The following is a 20780-nucleotide window of genomic DNA, read 5'->3' as shown; positions in this document are numbered from 1 at the left end:
CTGTGGATCAATTTTATTTGCACATAGTGGGTCAATTCTGTTGACAATCAACACTGATCGCGGTTACGATACTGACCAGATAATGGAATATTTAAATACCGTGCAAGCCAATGCCGTTATCCCAAGTCGAAAGCACCGCAAAGTACAACGCCATACAGATTGGCACCTTTTTATAGAACGGCATTTGGTCGAATGTTTTTTTAATAAGCTTAAGCATTTCCGCAGATTGGCTACTCGCTACGATAAAAAAGTCAGTTCCTTCTTGGCTTTCTTAAACCTGGCATCAGCTATGCTATGGCTTCGGTAACTTTGAAAACACAACCTAAATCATACCATGAACGACTTTGCTTTTCATCCGGGGAGGGAAAATTTTGTCACAGTTAATGCCACAAGAATGTCATTGTGCCTGCCACAAAACACCGCTCACCCCAAAGAAAAAGCCCGCCAGGCAACCGGCGGGAATATATTTTACAGGGGGCAAGACCATGAAGGGTGATATTTTTCCGGGTTTGCTTTACTGGCCCTTCCCGGCCAGAGCAATAACCTCTATCTCCACCTTTACATCCCGGGGCAGGCGGGCCACCTGCACACAGCTGCGGGCAGGGTAGGGGGGTTGAAAATACTGTTGGTACACCTGGTTTACCAGGGGAAAATCGTTCATATCGCTGATGAACACCGTGGTTTTGACCACCCGGTCCATACTGCTGCCGGCCGCTTCCAGGATCTGCTTGATATTGCGCAGGCTCTGGTGGGTCTGCTCCTGCACATCCTGGCTGACCAGTTCACCGGCCGCAGTTAGGGGAATCTGGCCACTGGTGAAAATCAGGTTGCCCCAGCGGATGGCCTGGGAATAGGGCCCAATGGCCGCCGGGCTTTTCTCGGTATTGATTTGCACTTTTTCTTCCACAGCGATCACTCCTGTTCAAATGTATATCCTACAGCCTGGCGCTGTAAAACTACTGCTCCGCACACAGATTATCTTAAATACCCGAAGCTGCAATTATAATATTATCCCTTTTCCCATTTTCCTGATCAGCTAAAAATCCTTTTCCCAATGAACCTCCACCAAACGGGCCCAGGCCACGCCATCCGGCACGGACAGGGAGCGGCCCGGTCGCGGTCGGACCGGGCCGCTCTGTGAATATTATACGGCAAAAACCGCTCATTTAACCCCTTATTCAACCTGCCGCCGCAAAAAGCCGGTTTGTTTCAGAGGCACCGGGAAAGGCAGTGGTTCATTTAAGCCTCCCGGACACCGGTGCGGCATTAAAAACCGCCCATGATTACACCCAGCACCAGCACCGCCACCGAGGTGAGCACAAAGATGTATTTGGCGTGAAATTCCCACCAGCGGCCCAGGGGACGGGCTGCCCCCCGGTTGATTTCCTCCCGGGCGCGGCCCACACCGTAAACCCAGAAGAAAACGCAGGCAGCCAGCACGGCCCCGGCCGGCACCAGGTAGACGGTAACCAGATCGGCAAACCGGCCGAACAGGTTTATATTTATGTCCAGAGGAATGCCGGCCAGAAAGCCCAGCAGCGCCACCAACAGCACACTCTGGTTCCGGCTGAGCTTCAGCCGGTCCATCACCGCTTCCACCGGCACCTCCATCAGGTTGATCGCCGAAGAGATAGCGGCAAAAATCACGCAGAGGAAGAATAAGATGCCGAACAGGTACCCGCCGGGCATAGTGCTGAAGATTTGTGGCACGGTGATGAACAACAGCGGCGGCCCGGCCTGGGGATCCATATTAAAGGCGAAAGCGGCCGGAATGGTCACAAAGGCGGACAGCAATGAGGCAATGGTGGTCCAGAAAGCCGTATTGATGGCCGAAGAGGGAATATCCTCATCCTTTTTCAGATAACTGCCGTACACCACCATAGCCGCCCCGCCCAGGCAAACCGTGAAAAAGGCCATGCCCAGAGCCATCACCCAGGTTTGGGGGTCGGCCAGATGGGACCACTGGGGAACCAGCAAAAACTTCACGCCTTTACCCGCCCCGGGCAGAGTCAGGGAGCGGACCATGAGGACCAGCAAAATGATGAACAGGGCCGGCATCATGATCTTGTTGGACTTTTCAATGCCCCCCTGCACACCGCGCATGACAATGAGCAGGGTGATCAACATGGCCAGCAGGTGCCAGATAATACTTTCCCCGTGCCCGGCAAAGCTGCCGAAATAGGCCGGCAGGTCCATCCGGCCAAAAGCGCCGCTCACCGCCAGGGCGAAATACTTCAGCACCCAGCCGCACACAATCAGATAGAAGATAAACACACCGGTCACGCCCAGCACCGGGATGGTGCCCAGGACTGCGCCGTAGCCCCGGCCCTTTTCCCGAAAAACCTTTTCAAAAGCCCCAATGGCGCCGCTCTGCTGGCTGCGGCCAAAGCCAAACTCGCCCATCAGACCGGTAACCGCCAGGCCAAAAGTGAACAGCAGGTAGGGCACCAGAAAAGCCGCCCCACCGAAAGCCCCCAGGCGCCAGGGAAACATCCAGATGCTGCCCAAACCCATGGCCGCCCCCACGCAGGCCAGAATAAAACCAATTTTACCCGAAAAGGTTTCTCGTCCCGCCATAAATATCCCCCTCCGATACTGTCATGTCAGAAATGCTTTCCCCACCACCAGACTCAAAAAATGTTATTATGGACAGCCCGGGCCGGACAATCCCCTAAACTGAACGGCAGGGGTTTATCAACCAACCGGCCGGTTACCGGCCCACCGGTTTCAAACGGGCGGTGAAGTGGCGCAGGATTTTGGGCTCATAGGTAAACTCCAGGCCCACCAGCCGGTCGGCCTTTTCCATTATGCCGATCAGGCCGTCGGCCACTACGTCCATGTGGTTGTTGGTGTAAACCCGGCGGGGAATGGTCAGGCGCAGCAGCTCCATGGGCGACTGCAGATTTTCCCTGGTATCCGGGTCGCGGCCCAGCAGGAAGGAACCGATTTCCACCCCGCGCACGCCCGCATCCAGGTACAGCTCGTTGGCCAGGGCCTGGGCCGGAAACTGATAGTAAGGTATATGGGGCAAAATCTTTTTGGCATCCACAAACACGGCATGTCCGCCCACTGGATACTGAATGGGCACACCGCCGTCCAGCAGGCGTTTACCCAGATACTCCACCTGGCCAATGCGGTAGCGCAGGTAGTGCTCATCCAAACCTTCGTACAGGCCCCGGGCCAGCGCTTCCATATCCCGGCCAGCCAGACCGCCATAAGTGATGAAACCTTCCATGGGCACCGTGCGGGCACAGCACAGGTTGTACAGTTCCTCGTCCTCCTTGATCGCAAGCAGGCCCCCGATGTTCACAATGGCGTCCTTCTTGGCGCTCATGGTGAAACCGTCGGCATAACTGAACATCTCTTTAACTATCTCTCTGATTGATTTATCAGCATAACCCGCTTCCCGCTGCTTGATAAAGTAAGCGTTTTCCGCATAGCGGGCCGCGTCGATGAACACCCGGAGGCCATATTTTTTGCCCAGCTGGCTCACCGCCCGGATATTGGCCATGGACACGGGCTGGCCGCCGCAGCTGTTGCAGGTGACCGTGATCAAAATGAAAGAGATGTTCTCCACGCCCTCTTTTTGAATGAAGGCCTCCATTTTCTCCAGATCAAAGTTGCCCTTGAAGGGGTGATAGGTGCCCGTATCAAAAGCTTCTTCAATCACGAAGTTTACCGCCCGGCCGCCGGCCAGCTCCACGTGGGCCTTGGTGGTGTCAAAATGCATGTTGCTTAATGCATAGGCCCCCGGGTGTTTAGTCAAAATGGGAAAGAGCACCTGCTCGGCACCCCGGCCCTGGTGGGTGGGAATGGTGTACTTATAACCGAAAATATCCTCCACAGCATTTTTCAAGTTGTAAAAGTTTTTGCTCCCCGAGTAGGATTCGTCCCCCAGCATCAAACCGGCCCACTGATAGTCGCTCATGGCCCCGGTGCCGCTGTCGGTCAAAAGGTCGATGTACACTTCCTCAGCCCTCAAGAGGAACAGGTTGTAACCGGCCCGCTCTAAAGCTGCCTGCCGCTCCTCCCGGGAGATCATCCGGATGGGCTCCACCATTTTGATTTTGAACGGTTCCGCCTTGCTGAAGTCAACCATGTTCTGTACCCCCATATATAATTAATTTCCAGCGCAGCCGCTGGCGGCAAAGCCGGGCAAACCCTGCAGCACGGTGCCATAGGCCAGCCCGACCTGCCGCAAATAGACTTCTTTGGCCGGCAGGCCCTAAATATTGCCAGCGTTGATTTCATCTAAATAATTGTATATTGTATACCGGGAAACGCCCAGCTCCCGGGCCACTATGTCCACCGCACCCTTGATCTGAAAGACCTTGTTTTTGTCCAAGTACTGCACCACTTTGATTTTTTCATCCTTGGTGAGCAAACTGGCGGGCTTGTCCACCAGCGCCAGGCCTTTCTTGAGCATGATACTGAGAAAATCGCCCACATTTTCCGGAAAGCTCTCCGGCGACTGGTCGGTCTCGGTCCAGGCCAGCTCTTCCAGGAATTTTTTGGCCATATCCAGGTGGGTCAAATCCATATTAATGCACAGGGCACCAATTACCTGCTCCTTTTCATCCCGGATCAGAAAAGTAGAAGACTTGAGCTTCCGGCCGTCCCGGGCGGTGGTCAGATAATTTAGCACGCTGTCCACCCGCCGCTCAGCATCGGCAGCAATGTATTCCATCAGCAGGTCGGTGGCCGGCGAACCCACACCCCGCCCGGTGACATGCCCGTTGGCTATGGCAATGATGCTGGCCTCGGTGCGGGAAACATCGTGCAGCACCACCTCCACGTGGCGACCCAGAGTCCGGCCCAGCCCCTCCACCAGGGGCAGGTAGCTCTTTAGAATAGGATGGATGTTCTCCCTTCGGGAACCTTCCACCATCTCTCACCACCCCAAAAAATTTTTGCCTTGTTATCAATATAACAAAACTTCTTACAAAAAGTCAATAAGTATTCTATTATTTTAATAATACATATGTACGCCAGCCCTGCCCTTCGTCTCCTCCGGTAAATGGCGCTCCAGCCAATGCGCTGCCCGCCGCCGCTCGGAAAGCAGTAAATTCAACATGCTTTACAGCCAGCCGGCCAGTTGACGACGGAAAATCTCCGCCCGCTGCTGCATCCCCACCCCTTTGGCCCGCTGTTTTAAGCGTTCCAGAAATTCCTGACGCGGTACCGCATCGGCCACAATGTCGTACTGGCACAGAGCCGCATTCCAGCTTAAAACCCCGTATTCTCCCTCCAGCGCCTCCAGAGTTGCCACCAAATCTTCCTCGGACAATCCGCAGCACTGAACCAGCAGGGCTCGATAAACGGTACGGTTCTCTATCTTCAGCCCCAGGCGGGTTGCCAGCAGCACCGCCTTGAGCACCGTGCTCTCCTCGGGCGAAAAACGCTGCCCGTACTTGTGCATCACTTCCTGGTAGGCCTGGGCCGCCGCACTCCTGCCGCCCAGGCGTTTGCTGGCCACAAACTCCTCCAGCAGATCCCCGGTAAGCAAATCTACCGGCCTGAGCAGCGCCGTCGGCGGCTGTTCCCGCTCCGCTGCAAAGCGGTAGGCCTCCACCAGCAGCGTAACCGCCGAGCGCTGCTGCAGTTCCCGGCCCGCCGCCAGGCGCTGCAACAGCCAGGTGGAAAGCGGATGCAGCGGCCAGCAACCTTTATAGACCACCCGTTGATAATCATCCCGATTTCGCCAGAGGGGGCGAACAGCACCCAGCAGGCGCCGCTCGGGCAGGAAAGTTTTATGAAAATTGATGGGCAAAAGCTCACTCACCTTAATCCTCTCCTGTCAGGCGCTTTTTCAGCGAGGTCACTTTGATCTTGACCCAGTAATTGGCCCTCAGCTTATCATCGCCTTCTCGTCGGGCGTAGCCCAGCGAATAGCACTCACCCCGGCCCAGGCTGGCCAGCCGCTGCACCCAGTCTTCCACCTGCCCGCCGGTAGCCTGGGCAATAATGCCGGCAAAAGAACGCAGCTCGGTATCGGCCGGGCGGAAGAACAGCTTGTGGGCGGCCTGGAAGAGGCGGTCGCGTTCCTCCTGCTTCAAATTACTCAGCGTCTGGGTAGCTAAAAGCAGGGAAAGGCCAAACTTGCGCCCCTCCCGCAGCATATTGGAAAGCGACCCGCCCTCGCTGTGGTCCAGGTTCTGCACCTCATCCAGCACCACCGGGCGGGGCCGGGCTTCACTGCCGCAGGAACGGTAATACCAGTACAGATCCAGCAGCACAAATTCGGTGATCAACTGGGCCATCTGGGCTTCAAAGCCGATCAACTGGATCACATGACAGCGGTTTTGCCGGTCGGTGAACAATTCTTCCCAGCCGCTGCGCCCCGGACCCAGCGGGTTCATATCCACAAAGGGGCGGATCTTATTAAAAACCGAAAGAGCCTGGCTGGCATTATGTCCCCCGGCTTCACTGTACTCCCGCAGCTTTTCCAGCAGGCCGGGCAGGGTAAAGCCGTCTCCGGCCTGCTGGACCCCTTCCTGGATGACATTGTACAGCGTTGCATACTGTTGTTCCCCCAGATGGTAAACCTTGCCCAGCAGGCCCGCCAGCCGCCCGGCCACCTGGGCCGGATTATCAAGCAGTTCAATACCTTCCTCCACGTACCTCTGCCGCCGGAATGGGTTGATCCCCAGCGGCTGCTGGCGCACCACATGCTGGCGGGGCGCCAAATGCTGGACAAACAGCGGGCTTAGCTGCCCGCTGGTAAAGCCGCTGGTGTAATCCACAATCAAGCTGTTGGCGCCGTGCCGGCCCAGCTCGGCCAGCAAACACTGGATGGCATAAGTCTTGCCCGTACCCGAAGCGCCGAAAATCAACAGGTGCCGGTTGGGCAAATCCGGGTGGCCGAACTCCCAGTACACCGGGCGCTCACCCGCAGCATACCCCAGCAAGATGCGCTGCGGCACAGGTTGACATTCCTCAACCGACCGAACCACAGCATCACCCTCGATTAATGCTTCCGCCGCTGCCGCCACTTGTGTTTGGGCAGCCAAATCCGGCAGACACCGCCGCGGCCCTGTTTCGTCAGCCCCACAAGGCACCGGAGATATTGTTTCGGGCACTTGCTCTCCCGAAACCGGCACAGCGCTTTCCCCGTCATCTTCCAGAACAGGGGGATCGGCCGGTGTTTCAGCAGCCGCTCCCACTGTAGCCGGCAGCTCGCGGCCAACATAGCGACAAACCGGCCATTGCTCCAGCTCCACCGACTCAACACCGTTCAAACAAAGGCGCTTAATAAAATCCTTTCCGTACTGGAAAACTGGTACGGCCAGCTTTTGCTGACCCGGCATTTCCACTTCCCGGAACACCTGGCGCTGTATTTCCTCGCCCGGCCGGTCATTCCAGAAAACAAAGGCCGCCGCCTGCCACTCCAGATCAAAATACCCCTCGCTGAGCAGTTCCAGAGCTGCCAGCACCCTGTCGTACTGCTCGCCGCTCACACCGTGGCTGGCAATCAGCCGGTGCAGCTGCAGCCACCAGTAACGCTGGTCCGGCCTGTCCTGCACACCCGCTATAGCCCCCGGCGGGCAGGGCATAAACCGCTCGGCCAGCCGACAAAGGCCAGCCTCCAGCTGCTGCCCGGCTTTTTGCACATGCTCCTCATTTTCCCTGCCCAGTTTGCACTCCAGCAGCCGGGCCTGCACCCGCACCCGGCCGCCGACCAGAGCAGCTTTCAGGTGCAGAAAATCGGGGCGCTGCTCATCCCGCTTGAACCAGTGGGGAAAAGCATCCAGGGAAACCAGTACATCACAAAAACTATCTTCCGCCGCCTGCTGCTGGAGCATCAGGCGGACCATGCTTCCGGCCACAAATTCGTGGAAAAACCTTTCCGGTCCGGTGGACTTGATCAGCGACAGGCCGCTTAAATACGGTCGCTGATCCGGATCGCGCCGGCAAAAAGCCCGGGCTATTTCCCCGGCCTGGCTTTCGGTTAACTGGCCGGGAAACAGCTTGCGTACCCAGCGGGCAATCCTGTCCTGCACACCGGACAATTTAAAGAGGCTGGTGGAAATGGTGAAATTGGCCTCACCGTGGGAGCCCACGCCGGTACCAAAGCCGATGACATCCGGGCTCCCTTTGCCATCAACCTCCAGAAAAGTAAGCACATATTCGTCCATAGCCGGATCTATACACACCACCCACACCCCGCTGGCGTGCGCGGCACACAACACCTTTTGAAAATCTCCCACACCGCGCGTTTCCAAAAGCAAAACCTGCCCGGGCGGACTAACCGGACTATGCAGCCGGTGCACCAGCCGGGCATGGGCGGTAGCCCGGCGAAAGCGGTGGTTGGTCAACACCCGCTGCCGCTTGTATTCACCTCCCGCACCCCGGTTGCGGCAGCACACCTTTTCCAGCACCGGAAAATAGCGGTAATTTTCTGTCAAACGGGAAAAATCCTGCTCCAGCGGGTAAAACTCGCTGGAACTGTCCATAAAAAATTCACTTAAAAAGATTAGATCGCAGCGGTTATCTCTGAACATGCCCTCCAGGTCTTTAAACTCTTTATCTTCTGCCATGCGGTACTGCACGGTCAAACGGCAGTGGCTCCAGTGCGCACCTTCTCCTCCGACATCGCCCTGCTGCCAGCTCTGCTGCCAGGCCCTGAGCCAGCGCCGCACCGTCCACTCACTGTGGGCTCTGGTATACACCATCAACTGCAAAGCATAGTGGTCTGCCGCCTCCTCTTCCCGCTCCTGCACCATGATCCGCAAAAATTCATCCACACCGGCCAGAATCTGGGGCAGGGAACGTCCGGCATAAACCGCCAGAGTCAGTCCATCGGCGGCATAGGGGTGCATTTCCTGGTAGTCCAGCAAAATGCCTTTGACCAGTTCGGCCAGCCGACCCCGCTGCAAATATTCCGGATGGACATCTTCATCTTCTTCGTCCATTTCTTCTTCGGCAAAATCCAGGCTGGCGGTTTCCCCAGCACCCGCACCGGCCTGACCCAGCACCTGCAGATAGGCGAAATCGCGCCCCTGGCACTCCAGATTCTGTCCGCGGATCACCACTCCCAGAGGCCGCCGTACCGCCGCCAGTTCCACCAGCCGCTGCCAGCTGGCGGCATTAAAAGCCACTTCCCGGCTGCCGCTCAGTCCCTTTTCCAGCAGATAAACCAAACATTCCAGCAGGTAGCTGAACTGATAGTGCAGCATCTCTAGCATCACCGGATGCAGCGGTGTAACCAGCGCCGCCGGCAGATCCTTTTTCCACACCGACCCGGGTTTACCGCCCAGAGAACTGTCCACCACTAAAAAGGCCTTGTACAGTAACAACATCGCCTCTTTGCCTGCTGTACCAGAACTTTGCAAACACTCTTCCAGCGCCTGCAGATAGGCCCGGGCCATGTTGTTGTATTCCATCTCACTATGCCTGCGCACGTCCAGGGCAGAAAACAGCCCCCGATCATAAATAGCATTAATAAAATGCTGGTAATAAAAAGCTAGCTTTTTCAGAGCCTCTCCGGGCTGTTCACCCCCCGGCTGCACGGTAAACTCCAGCAGATCCACTATGCGCTTTTGCTCCGGATCGCCCTGCAAAAAGCGCAGCAGCAACCGGCAGGCCTCCTCATCCTGGCGCACTCCCACCAGGCTGTTCACTCCGGACAAATAAAACAGGGGCAGCCCGCCGGCTCTCTCCTGGTAGTACTCGTATACCCACTTTAACAAAGCCTCCAGCAAGCGGCAGGGATGATGGTCCGGCACAGGCCAGTAAAATTTCCGCTGCAGCGTTTCGCCATCCCGGTGAACAAAAGCACAATAAAACTCCAGGCGGGGAATGGACGCCCCGCTGTATACATAGGTTAGCTCTTCCGCCGCCCGGCCGGCCGGGCACAGATTTATTTCCACTCCCAGTTCCTGGTCACGCGTGCCCAGCTGCAGGCCGTAGGCCAGCCAGCCATCTATACCGCCCAGCAGGTGCTGTAAAAATTCTTTGGCCCGCTCATCGGCCCCTTCCGCCTCCTCGTCCTGCAGCGGTACGAAATCATGCTTAAAAACCTCGCTCTGCAGTCTGATCTGGACAATATCCTCCAGCCACACCCCTTTCCATTCTTTCTTCATCTCACAGGCGGTCAGCCAGATGGCCCGCAAAAACACTTCGGGCAGCAGTCCCTCCAGGCGGACCGGCCCCCGGGAGGGGGGCGGATCCGGATCCGGCGCTTCCATATCGGTCTTTTTGGGCTTATAATTCAAGATCTCATCGCTGATCAACACAAAGTCGACCCGGCGCAGTGCACCGGCCAGGGCCGGCACAGGCCGGGTTATATATTGCTCTACCGCCCGCAGCAGTTCTGCCGCCGTCCGGTAAACGCCCAGCCGCCATTCCTGGCTTTCCAGCCGCTCCAGCGCGGCATCATGAGCAAGCAGCTTCTGAATAATTGCTAAATACTTCTCCCGGTCGGCAGGGGACAGGAAGGACCGGTAGCTGAAAAACTGCTGGGCCTGCTGCAGATATTCCGCACATTTCCCGCGCCAGAAGGCCTGCGGGCCACCTTTGGCTGCACGGGAAATCTTTTTTAGCACCAGTCCGGATAGCGCCGGCTGACCCAGAGCGGGCAAACTGCCCAGCAGCAGCCGGCAGGCGGTCTGTCCGCTGTCTGCCGGCTGCAGGTCCAGGTTTTCCAGAAAAACACTGATGGCCGGTAAATCGGCCAGCCCGCGCTCGTAGAGGTAATCCAGCACGGCGCTGGCCAGTTCTACACCGTCGGCTGTCTCCTGGCCCAAAGCCCGGGCAAATTTTCCCGCCACCCAGGCCCGGGTACTGCCGGCCAGCGCTTCCCGCCAGAGCGCCGCCTGATCCAAATGATAGAAATCCTGCAGGCTGTGCCGGTCGGGAATATGTTCCGAACCAGCCAGCACAATTAACAGTGGGCGCCCCTCGGGCAGCTGGTTGCGCTGCCCGGTCAGGTTGTCCTCCTCATTGTACCAGCCCTGCCGCCGGATCTCCGCCAGATCCTGCTGCTGGGCCAAAGAACCCTTTTGCCGCCATTCCTGGCCCAGCCGATAGGCCACACTGTACCGGAGTTGTATGGGAAGGGGCCAGCCGGCCACCAGCTCGCGCAACCGCTGGCCCAGAGCCAGCAGCAAACCGCTGTCCCAGGAGGGCAGCACGACAACCAGCTTTTGCTGTTCCCCGGTCAATGCATCCAGCTGTCTTTGCAGCCAGTCCAAAACCGTGTTCAACAGAAAATACATGCCGAACGCTCCTTTATCAGCTAGTTGAACCAAAGGTGTTTTTCACCAGCGAAAAAGCATCGGACAGTTCCACCAGAAAACCGGCCGCCCGCAGCATGGTTACGGGCCATTCTCTCTCCGGCAGGATAAAATCGGTACCGGCAAACCGGCCCGCAAAGCGCAGGGCCTCCTGCAACTGCACTCCCTCCAGAGCGATGCCGTAATGAGCATAAACCCGCTGCAAAAACTCGGGATAGGTGCAGCTGTACCCGGGGGGCAATATCGTAAGCACCAGCAGTCTCAGCAGCCTTTCTTCCAGCACAAAGCGGGCTCCCCGACCGGTGCGGGGAGCAATGATGCCCACCTGCTTGCCCAGGGAAAGCAGCAGCTTGTAACCGTATTTATCATCGGCTTCCTTCCACAGTTTGCCCGCTTCTTTTTTTAAGGTCTCCGCACCGGCGCCGCCCTTCAGTTCCATTACCGCTCTTTGAACATAGTTTTCCAGTGCCGGATGGCGCAGTGCAGTATAGATCATGGTCTGCAGCACTTCCAGGTGACCGGCCGCCGCCAGGCGCAGGGCGGGAGAAGCCCGGCCGGGCGTAAACAGCCAGGTGTAACCCAGCGGATTTTGCGGAGCGGGCCTTTCTCCCCTGCCCCCGTAACGGGCGCTCTGGGCACAGATGGTCCGCAGCACCTGCAGCGCGCAGAGTAGCATGAGCATATCCAGACGCTGCACCGGATCCAGATCGGCCTGCAGCAAACGGTACAGTTCCACTGCAAACAGGTAGGTTTCCGGCCAGGTGTCGGCCGCGCAGTACTCACATTCCAGTGTACCCACCTTTTCCGCCACTTTCTGCCTGGTTTCGGGGTCCAGGTTCTCGATATAATCCACCAGATGCTGCAGCAGCCGGCCCAGCGCGCCCCCGGCCAGTTCCGGCAGGTAGCGGTTCAGGCCGGAGTGCAACTGCTCTAGATCAGCCTCCTCGGGCCGCACCTCCAGCACATCCTGCCAGCGGCCCAGCCAGGCACCAAACTCCTCCGGGGAAGTGCGAAAAAGATTACACAGCTGCAGATAAAGCACCTCTCCACCCCGGGCCAGGAAACGGTGTTTGGAAACACTGTAATATTCATTTAGTTTTTCAATGGTATCTTCCCAGCTCAATTCCCCATCCTTTTTTTCTTTGGATTTGGTTTTTGTAATATTAAAAATGGTCTCTTGCATCAGCAAAGCCGGCGCCAGGGGATAAAAGGTACGGGCCGACCAGAGGCGCCCGGCACCCGATCCCTGCAGCCCGGCCAGCAACTGCTCCAGCACATCCGCCCGGGCCGTTCCCACACGGTCCCGGGAGCCCAGCCTTTCCTTCAGTTCCTGCCGCAGCCGGATATACTGCTGTTCATGCACTGCATGCTGCTTGTCCGGCGGGGTGCGCCGGAAAAAAGCCAGCAGCTTCACATTTAGATGTACCGGCAGGCGGTAGCAAAGCGCCTGGTTTTCCGGCCAGCTGCGCAAAAGGGACAGAGGAGGCAGGACGCTCTCTTTGGCCCAGTCCACTGTACCTGTCCGCCTCCCACTGTGACCAATCCACTTTTCCCGAGTCAGCAGCACACCCAAAAACTCGACCAGCAGCTCCATGGCCCGCTGATCCACAAAAAACCGTTTGCCCAAAAGGCGCATGGCCGGGTTTTTGTTCTCTTTCCACTCCCTCCGACCCATACGTTTGAGAGGCAGCTGCCGGGGAAAAAGGGGCGGCAGCTCATTCATAGAAAGACACCTCCAGTTCACCGGCATAAAATTCCAGGTTTATCCGCCTGCTCCGCCCGGCCTGCAGGTAGATCAGACTGCCTTTCCGGCCATCATCGCTAAACAGCTCCCAGCGCTGCAAATGAGGATAATGCTTGATCAACTGGGCCTTGAAGCGCTGCAGGCGGTTGGCATAAAAAGCACTTAAATCGGCCGTCAGCTCGCCGCGGTGCCGGCGGGCCACATAATCCATAAAGGGTAAACTGAGCTCCAGGCACAATTCCGGCTTATCTTTAAGAAAAAGAAAAAGAGCCCGTCGCTTATATTTTCCCACCGCAAAGGTTTGCCGCAGTTCCAGGTCAAAATCACCCAGGAAATAGCGGGCCAGCAAAAAGAGCACCGGCACTGGCCGGTCCGGCCGGCTCAAAGGAATGTATATATCTTCCCGCTTTTCATTTTCCGCCAGGCAGGAACCGGCGAAATACTCCTGGAGCACATGCCCCACTTTTCTCTTATATTCCCGGATTTTCTTCCGGTAATGATCGGATTTTTCGGACATCATCTGCAGATAATCAAACAAGGCCGGCGAATCCAGAAATTTAGCGATAAAATCCTCCGCCGCCCGCTCCCCTTCGCCACCTGCTTCCGCCCAGCGGGTGCCCCAGAAATACAGCAGGCGGCGCATCTGCCGCCGCAGGGCGGCTTTTTCCCGGCTGTTGTAGCTTTTTGTACAGGTATCTACAACCTCCCGGCCCAGTTCATCCGCCAGGGGATAATCGGTCCAGCTCCGGTCTTCGGTAAGCCAGAGGCGCTGTTCCAGGGCCGGCTGCAGAATCTGTCCGTAACCGGCCTGCCTCAGCCGGCGCAACGCGTACAGCTGGCCGGCCGCACCATCCTCCTTTTGGCCGTCGTCCCCAAAAAAGCGGTTGAAAAAAAGCCTCCCCCGCAAAGCTGCCCGGTGCGCATTCAGCGCCATTTCCGCCACCTGCCGGCAATTGATGCCGCCGGTTAAGGCATAGGCCAGGTGGGCCACCATCTGGCGCATGGTCAACCGACAGCCGTATTCATACAGATGGCGGTAAAGCAGCCCGAGGCGCTGCCTCACCGTGTCCCAGCCCTGCTGCAAAAGCCGTACATTGTAGAAAATAGGGCAGTGCTGACCATGGATGCACTGCCGGCAATCAGACCAGTTTTGCGGCTCCAGCAGGCGTTTTAATACTTCCAGGGCCGGATCAATATTGATGATACTCCCGGCATTGATGATCATTATGCGATTGGCCAGCTTATACGGCCCATCAGCCTGCAGGGCTTTCAACAAATCCTCCTTTAAACCATATTGCGGCAGATTTTTTTCCAGCCAGCCTACCGCCTCCAGCAGTGTACCGGTATTGGATACCACCAGATAGCGCCGCTCCTCATCCTGCCAGAGTTCTTGCATCACCTGCCCCCGCTGTTCCACCGGCAGTTCACTCATATCCTTGATTACCACCAGGCGCTGTGCGGGAAACTCCTGCCGCCACTTCAATTGCCGCACCATCAGGCCCAGCTTTTGCAGCACGGCAAAGGCCAGAGTGGTTTTACCATCGCCGGCATGACCGGTTAGCACCACCCGGCCACAGCCATTCATTAATTGTTCAGCTATAAAACCTTCCAGAGGATGCACTACCCGTACCCGGGAAAAAAAGCGGCTGTTCAGCTGGCTTTCTGCCAGGGCATTTTCATTGGCTGCCGTAGTATTGCTCAGGGTATGCAAATAATCCACAAATTCATTGAGCATAAATTCACCGTCCCTTTCCGCCACAAGGGCTGCGGGCTGACCGGGTAGGCCGGAAGTGCTGGTTTCCCACTGGCTGTAAAAGCTTTGTTCGTTTGCTGGAAGTGATAGGATGTCAAGATCATGAGGGATATTGTTTTGTGAATGGAGTGATTGTGCAGCCTGATGGAAAGGCGATGTTATTATGTGAGAGAATTCTGTCATAAGTGGGGTGTCAAAAAGCGGAGTCGATTTGTAAGTATTGTTAGAGGTAATATCATCCTGATTGCTACTTAATGGCACATCAATTTTTTTGTTAGCTAAGCATTTCTCCTTATATTTCATCAAGATACTAATTACTTTGCTTCTAATTATTTCCGCCTTGTCATGGTCCAAAAATTCCCATAATACTGGTTCATCTAAGTATGCGTAGGAAACATTCTGGATCAGCTCACCAGGCCCTCCAATTTTCTTCATTGCTGCAAAATGGCCTTCTCGTCCTTTTATTGGAACTATCTTCCAGAATCTATTATTTTGCAAGTGAAAAAAAGGATTGTATGGCCTATTTCGATCGCCTTCATCAGCGAACATTTGGAAATAAAAAGTAAATCTTTGTCTTAATCTTTCATCATAGTAAATTTTATTGACCGGGTTTTCCTTAAGTAGGTCCAGCACGGCTAATATAAATATCAGCTTGTGCGGCTTAAAACTACCCCTTTTTAACTGCATGGCCATTTCTGTCAAAAAATCATCTATACCCATTGTAATGCCCCTCTTTCCACCAAAACACCATCTAAAATACAGGATAGCCTTTCTACTGGCCTTAATTCCATATCACCGGCAAGATGTTGATTCATTATCTCGTCCCTTCTTTTCAACAGTTCATTCAAACTCATATCATCACACCATGTAAAACGTACCCCGGCTTCAGGTATTAATGTTTCATAACTCATAGCTTTAAAAAAAAGCTCGGGATGATGTTCATAAAGCCCCAGCCATTCCCGCTTGGTTTGGTAAAAACAAAAGTAGCAGCCGGAACGCTTTCTCCATTTATAGTAAGCAGGGAAGCCAAGCCCTGATTTTTCTAGTAAGCAACTTATATCTTCATACGTTAAGCCATCCTCTATAAAAGGGAAATGAGTAATAATATTCTTATTGCCCGAAATTAAGCCTTTTCTTTCTCTTTTTTCATCTGCACGTAATCCTACGTAACTAACAATAGTACAACCAGGATAACTACTCTCTATCCACTTTTCATAAGGAATTAATTTCAAAACCTCAGTACACCAGCGCTGTTTGGGAGAAGGCAGATAAGGGAAAACACCAGCCGGTGTCTTTTTTACCTTAACCAGCGACCAGTAGTTTTCCCAGCTTTTCTCCGGCCTGATCACAGTAATCTCAATATTCAGCACCGCCCGGATGCGGTCCAGATACTCGTAGGTCTCGGGCAGTTCACAACCGCTGTCGGTAAAAACATACTCCAGGGGCAGATGGGGATATTTTTCCCGCATATACACGGCCAGGGCCGCGCTGTCTTTGCCCCCGGAAAGGGCCAGGATATGGCGGGTGCGGGGAGGTTTTTTCGACAACTCAATCACCACTTTCTGTTTGCATGATCTGCTCAGCCAGAGCCAGCAGCACGGCCCGGGCCTTTTTCGGCGGCAGAGCCATTATTTCGGCCACCCGGTGCCGGACATCGCCATCCATCGTTTCGCCGGCGGAAACCAACCGGTGCCGCTTACCGGTAGGAGTACTTAAGGTGAGCAATACCTGTTGGGAACTACCGGCCCGGGCTCCGGCCCGCAGCAGTTCCAGTTCCTCCAGCCGTGCCGCCAGGTTGGGCAGCAGTTCGGCAAAGAGCAGCAAATCACTATCCTGCCAGCTGTCCAGAGGCTTTTTCAGCACAGCGCCGGCAATACCCCGGGCCCATATTTCCGGAGTTTCCGCCGTCCGGAGCATGGCCACCAGCAAAGGTTTTAGTTCCGGATCGCGGCAAAAATCCACCAGACCGGCAGCTTTTTCCTTCATTATATCATAAAGCTGCTGCAAATTTTTTGCCGGCCAGGTTTGCAAGAGCAGATCCTGCACTTTTTGTTGCAATATTTCATCAGCCCGGGCCAGTTCCTGCAGGGTGGCCAGCAGTCGCTGCTGCAGCTCGGCTGCTGTTTTTGCGCTGCCGTCTGTCAGGTCCATGTGCAGCGCGGCGGGCAATTCCTGAAAGAGCAAATCCAGCGGGTCGGTGGCATTTTGCAGGGCCAGCAGCACCCGCCGGGCTGCGGGGGAAACCTGCCGGGTCTGGCGGGCAAAGGCCGAAAGCCCCCGGGCGAATTGCACCAGCGGCGTCACCACGGTGAGCAGGGACTGATTGCGCAATCCCCGGGCACCGGCAATGCTGGCCTTTTGCAGTATATTCCGGTAGGCGGCAAAAACGCTGCGCTGCAGATCGCTCACCGCAATTTTTTTCAGCAGGAACAAATCGGGCCTTTTGCTGAGCAAAGAGAAGGTCGCCCCGCTGAGATAGGGCTGGTAGATTTTCTCCTGAAAAACTGCAATCTCATCGGCCTTTACCAGTAAATAGTGTCCGAGTAAAACCGCAGCCGGTCCCTGGCGCAGGCCGAAGGGCGGCTCTTGCAGCTGCTCCAGCACGGCCGCGGCCTTGATTCCCTCCGGCGCAGCAGCCAGCAGGCAGTCCAGTTCCTGCCACAGGGGGTACAGGCTGGAGTCTGTACCGGGCAAAACCAGCTCCCATTGCTCCCGGGAGGGCCGCCGAATATGCAGGCCAGTGCAAAGTAGCAGCGAGCGGTACAGGGCCACCTCGGGGCCAAAGCCCTTTAGGCCCAGGTTTTCCTGTTCGGCATTTTCGGCCATGGCTTCCAGCAGTTCGCGGCGGGCCCTGGCCACGGCGCTGGACAGCTTGTCGTAATTGATCATCTCGTTTTTAATGTGCGGACAACTTTTGTAAACCTCATCGCAAAGGCGGGAAAGCTCCCGGCCCAGTTCCCGGCTGCTGTGCAGGGTCACCGGCTGACCGTCGCTCAGCCACTGTACATGGGGCGAACCCGGAGCGTAAGCCCTGGTAACCAGAGTGCGAAAAGCGGCTTCCGCAACCTGCAGGCGATATTTTACTTCCCGCCGGGCCACCGCATCATGGGCCAGCTCTTCCCGTTCCGCCAGCAGTGCCTGCAGGGCGCTGATCTCCAATGCCTTTTCCTTCAAAGCATTTTTCACCGGGGCATAGGCCACCAGCAGGGGCCTTCCATCCCGGCAGCGGGCGGGCACCGCGGGTGGATCTACGGCCAGGCCGTAGCAGTACAGCAACAGACCGTCGTATCCTCTGGCCGGGAGCAGCTCTTCATTTAGGTTCTCCGCATCCACCCAGCGCCGCTCAAATGAGCGCACAGTGCCCTTTTCCAGAGCATGGCGGGCAGCCACCAGGGGCGGAAGGGGCAGGTACTGGTTCAATATTTGCTCCAGGGGCTGCAGAGCCAGACTCTCCTTTTGCTGGCGCAGGGCACTGGCAATATCGAAATCGCTGCCTTCCCAGAGCCGATATTCCCCGGCATAGCGGCGATAAAGCAGCTTGCCCTCAGCGGTCAACTTTTGCAGTGCGGCCATTGTTTGACCTGCCTCAGCCTGACCGGATAGTTCCACCAGGGATATAATGGCCTCCGGACTGGCCGGACAAACCGCGCCCCCGCCCAACAAATTGAGCAGGCCAATGGTTTTCAGCAGGGTTTGCTCCAGGGGAGGCAGGTCGCCAGCACTGGCGATCATATCTTGAATTTCCAGCCAGCGCCGGGTTTCTGGCCGGTCCAGATAGGGCAGGGAGGTGCTGCCGATAAAATAGTCGTAGAGCGCATCCAGCCCCAGGGCGGGTAGCGGCCCAGCGGCGGGCAGGATCAGGCGGCTCAATAGGGCGGGCAGGGCCAGCTGGTGTCCGCTGCCCAAAAAGGAAAAAAGGGTGCGGCTGTACTGGGCCAGACGGCGGCACAGCTCGGCCAGGGCCAGTGCTGTCAGGGGCTGCAGAGGATAAAGCTGGTATAAAATATCCTCGTCTGGCAAAGCGGGCAGGTGAGAAGCAAAACGACGGGCCTGTTCGGCCGCCCGGCGGGCCCACTGCCGCACTCTACCTGCCAGCAGTGGCGGCAGGTTTTTCTGCAGGGCGCGGCGCATGAGCAGGAGTAAATGATCATTGTTTTCCACAAAGGAAATGTCCTCAAAGCGGCCCTGAATTTTGGCCCACTCCCGCCGCTGGGCGGTGGAAAGGGCGGCAGCGTATTCTTCAAAAGTCTGGTGCAGGCAAACTATTACATATATCCCGGGGCTTTCGGCCAGTTGTTGCAGAATAAAAAGGTCGCCCCGATCCGGGTGATAGGAAAGGTATTCCAGGTTTTTACCAAATTCGTCGATCACCAGCAGCAGGGGGCGACCGGCCCGCTTTGGCAACTGCCGGTAGTTTTCCAGCAATGCGGCCGGTGCGGCGGTAGTTTGTCGGTCAGTATGCGCCTGCTGCCAACCCCGTTGCAGAGTAGCGCTCAAAGGTTCATAGCCAGCGGTAACAGCTATGGTGTAAAGGCCGCTCCGTCTGGCAGCGTTTTCTAGACCCAGTTGCAACTGCTCCGCCAGGGCCGGACACACCGCCCGCAGCCGCTGCCAGGCCAGGCGGCTTGATTTGCTGGCCGCAGGGCCACAGAGAGCCAGCAAAAAGCTCAGCAGGGCAGATTTGCCCATGCCGTAGGGACCGGTGAGCGACCAGGCGCTTATTTTTTCTCCCTGCAGAGCAGTGGCCAGGCGGCCGATCACCTGTAAGCCGGCCGGACCCAGCTGGTAGTTTTGCAGCAAAGTGAAAGCATCTCTGTCCCGCTCTATGTGCACGGAACGGGTTGCCGCCCCTCCGGGATGGATGTATTGGCTGAGCAAATCTACATTCTGCGACATTCAGATGGACTCCTTGTAATATTCTTCTAAAGCCAACCAGTAGAGGTGTGCCGGTGTGAGATTCTTTTCCCGCAGGTGCAGCTGGACATTTCCGGCCACATGTTCCAGGGAGAACAGGGGCATCATCTCTGCAGCCTGTTCCAGCAGACTGCCGGCCGCACTCTCGGGTATTTTAAAGACCACACCGGGGGAGTTGAAGTCATAGCTCAGTTTTTGCAGGGTGATCGTGCGCACGCCCGGCCCGCTGTAGTGCTGCATGTAGGAAAAGCAGGCCGCGGCAAAGATGAGCGGGGGCAGGCCGGGTTTTTCCCCGGTGTGAAAGGCAAACTGGTTGCTTCCCGGCACCCGCTGCAAAAGGCCCAGCCGGGTGAAGGGGCAGTCGATATCTCCGGCCGCCCGGTCATCGGCGTACATGCGCAGCAGGCAGGAAGCGTCGCGCTCCCAGGTGGTGGGGGATATTGACTGCCAGCGTTCATATTTTTGTCCGGCCTGATACAGCATCCGGGCCAGTTGCTTTGTATCAAAACCGGTTAACTGACATTTGTTAAAGGCCAGGGGCCAGCTCACGGCTTCCAGCCGGGGCAGGAAGATCTGCCAGTGCAGCAGCCAGAGGGTACCCTCGTCCTCCAGGTAGGGGTCGTAGGCGGCGGGACCGGTGAATAGCTTTTGCGCCAGCTCGGTGAGCTGGCAGGCGACGCCGCTGCCCGGCTGAACCAGTTTACAGCACAGGCACCAGAAGCGTATGGCGGCAACCATGTTTTTGCCCACCCCCAGGCGCTCAATGGCGTCGGGGGCCCGGAAGATGTGCGGGTCCTCCTGCACGGCCCGGCAGCCCTTGACCAGCCAGCCGTAACGCGGGGTAAAGGTTTCGTGCCGGCCCATGTTGCCCTGGTTTAAGTATTCATCGGGGGATAAAACCGCTGCATGCATTTTGACAGGCTCCTTGCATCATTATATACTGGTGCTTATTTCTACATCCGAACATTCTTTCCTTCTTTTTCCTGCAGTAAATGACTAAACTTTATTTCTCTGGTTCTGTCCGGTACAACCGGCACCCTTTTTCCCCGTCCGGCATATGATGACCAAAAGTACCAAAATACACCAGGAATGAGCTTTTTTCTGGTAGAAACACCCGGGACTGCTCAAGTCTTTA

12 protein-coding genes are annotated in these 20780 nt (G+C 56.4%); 1 reads left to right on the top strand and 11 read right to left on the bottom strand.

The annotated features are described in order from the left end of the window. Positions 1–307 (top strand): transposase (locus ACUVTU_RS08325; protein WP_445889501.1); only part of this gene is annotated, 307 nt, incomplete at its 5' end. Positions 308–514: 207 nt separating this feature from the next. Here ACUVTU_RS08325 and ACUVTU_RS08320 read toward each other — a convergent pair. From ACUVTU_RS08320 to ACUVTU_RS08270, 11 genes are all read right to left on the bottom strand, one after another. Then, positions 515–907: a RidA family protein gene (locus ACUVTU_RS08320; RefSeq protein ID WP_445889500.1), complete on the bottom strand. Its 393-nt coding sequence runs from the start codon at positions 905–907 to the stop codon at positions 515–517. A 359-nt stretch (positions 908–1266) separates the two neighbouring features. Then, positions 1267–2577 (bottom strand): sodium-dependent transporter, encoded by a 1311-nt coding sequence (locus tag ACUVTU_RS08315; RefSeq protein ID WP_445889499.1) that lies wholly within the window; start codon positions 2575–2577, stop codon positions 1267–1269. 133 nt (positions 2578–2710) lie between these two features. Continuing rightward, a complete protein-coding gene (locus ACUVTU_RS08310) occupies positions 2711–4099 on the bottom strand; it encodes a tryptophanase (protein ID WP_445889498.1) in 1389 nt (462 codons plus the stop codon). Between the two features lie 126 nt (positions 4100–4225). Further along, positions 4226–4888 carry a helix-turn-helix transcriptional regulator gene (locus ACUVTU_RS08305; RefSeq protein ID WP_445889497.1) on the bottom strand — a complete coding sequence of 221 codons (663 nt, stop codon included), beginning with the start codon at positions 4886–4888 and terminating at the stop codon, positions 4226–4228. A gap of 189 nt (positions 4889–5077) precedes the next feature. Then, positions 5078–5782, bottom strand: coding sequence for a hypothetical protein (locus tag ACUVTU_RS08300; protein ID WP_445889496.1), 705 nt, complete (start codon positions 5780–5782; stop codon positions 5078–5080). Position 5783: 1 nt separating this feature from the next. Continuing rightward, on the bottom strand, positions 5784–11216 hold the full coding sequence (locus tag ACUVTU_RS08295; protein WP_445889495.1) for an ATP-binding protein: 5433 nt from the start codon (positions 11214–11216) through the stop codon (positions 5784–5786). A 16-nt stretch (positions 11217–11232) separates the two neighbouring features. Then, the gene (locus ACUVTU_RS08290) at positions 11233–12957 is read right to left on the bottom strand and encodes a hypothetical protein (RefSeq protein ID WP_445889494.1); all 1725 of its coding nucleotides are present in this window, start codon (positions 12955–12957) and stop codon (positions 11233–11235) included. Continuing rightward, complete coding sequence (locus ACUVTU_RS08285; RefSeq protein ID WP_445889493.1) at positions 12950–14713, bottom strand: hypothetical protein; 1764 nt, start codon at positions 14711–14713, stop codon at positions 12950–12952. The genes ACUVTU_RS08290 and ACUVTU_RS08285 overlap by 8 nt, the downstream gene beginning before the upstream one ends. Positions 14714–15441: 728 nt before the next feature. Beyond that, the gene (locus tag ACUVTU_RS08280) at positions 15442–16287 is read right to left on the bottom strand and encodes a phosphoadenosine phosphosulfate reductase domain-containing protein (RefSeq protein WP_445889504.1); all 846 of its coding nucleotides are present in this window, start codon (positions 16285–16287) and stop codon (positions 15442–15444) included. Then, positions 16280–19627 (bottom strand): hypothetical protein, encoded by a 3348-nt coding sequence (locus ACUVTU_RS08275; protein WP_445889492.1) that lies wholly within the window; start codon positions 19625–19627, stop codon positions 16280–16282. Before ACUVTU_RS08275 ends, ACUVTU_RS08280 begins: the two co-directional genes overlap by 8 nt. Further along, entirely contained in the window at positions 19628–20557 is a 930-nt protein-coding gene (locus ACUVTU_RS08270; RefSeq protein WP_445889491.1) for a DUF4007 family protein, read from the bottom strand. Between the last annotated feature and the right edge of the window lie 223 nt (positions 20558–20780).

This window comes from Desulfurispora sp., from assembly GCF_052744395.1.
Note: the sequence above shows the minus strand (reverse complement) of the source record. Positions and strands in the feature narration are given on the sequence as shown.

Bases quoted from the DNA above. Each gene is read 5' to 3' on its own strand.
- ACUVTU_RS08295 (WP_445889495.1), bottom strand. From the start codon at position 11,216: ATGTATTTTCTGTTGAACACGGTTTTGGACTGGCTGCAAAGACAGCTG.
- ACUVTU_RS08290 (WP_445889494.1), bottom strand. From the start codon at position 12,957: ATGAATGAGCTGCCGCCCCTTTTTCCCCGGCAGCTGCCTCTCAAACGT.
- ACUVTU_RS08275 (WP_445889492.1), bottom strand. From the start codon at position 19,627: ATGTCGCAGAATGTAGATTTGCTCAGCCAATACATCCATCCCGGAGGG.
- ACUVTU_RS08285 (WP_445889493.1), bottom strand. From the start codon at position 14,713: ATGCTCAATGAATTTGTGGATTATTTGCATACCCTGAGCAATACTACG.
- ACUVTU_RS08270 (WP_445889491.1), bottom strand. From the start codon at position 20,557: ATGCATGCAGCGGTTTTATCCCCCGATGAATACTTAAACCAGGGCAAC.
- ACUVTU_RS08315 (WP_445889499.1), bottom strand. From the start codon at position 2,577: ATGGCGGGACGAGAAACCTTTTCGGGTAAAATTGGTTTTATTCTGGCC.
- ACUVTU_RS08310 (WP_445889498.1), bottom strand. From the start codon at position 4,099: ATGGTTGACTTCAGCAAGGCGGAACCGTTCAAAATCAAAATGGTGGAG.
- ACUVTU_RS08305 (WP_445889497.1), bottom strand. From the start codon at position 4,888: ATGGTGGAAGGTTCCCGAAGGGAGAACATCCATCCTATTCTAAAGAGC.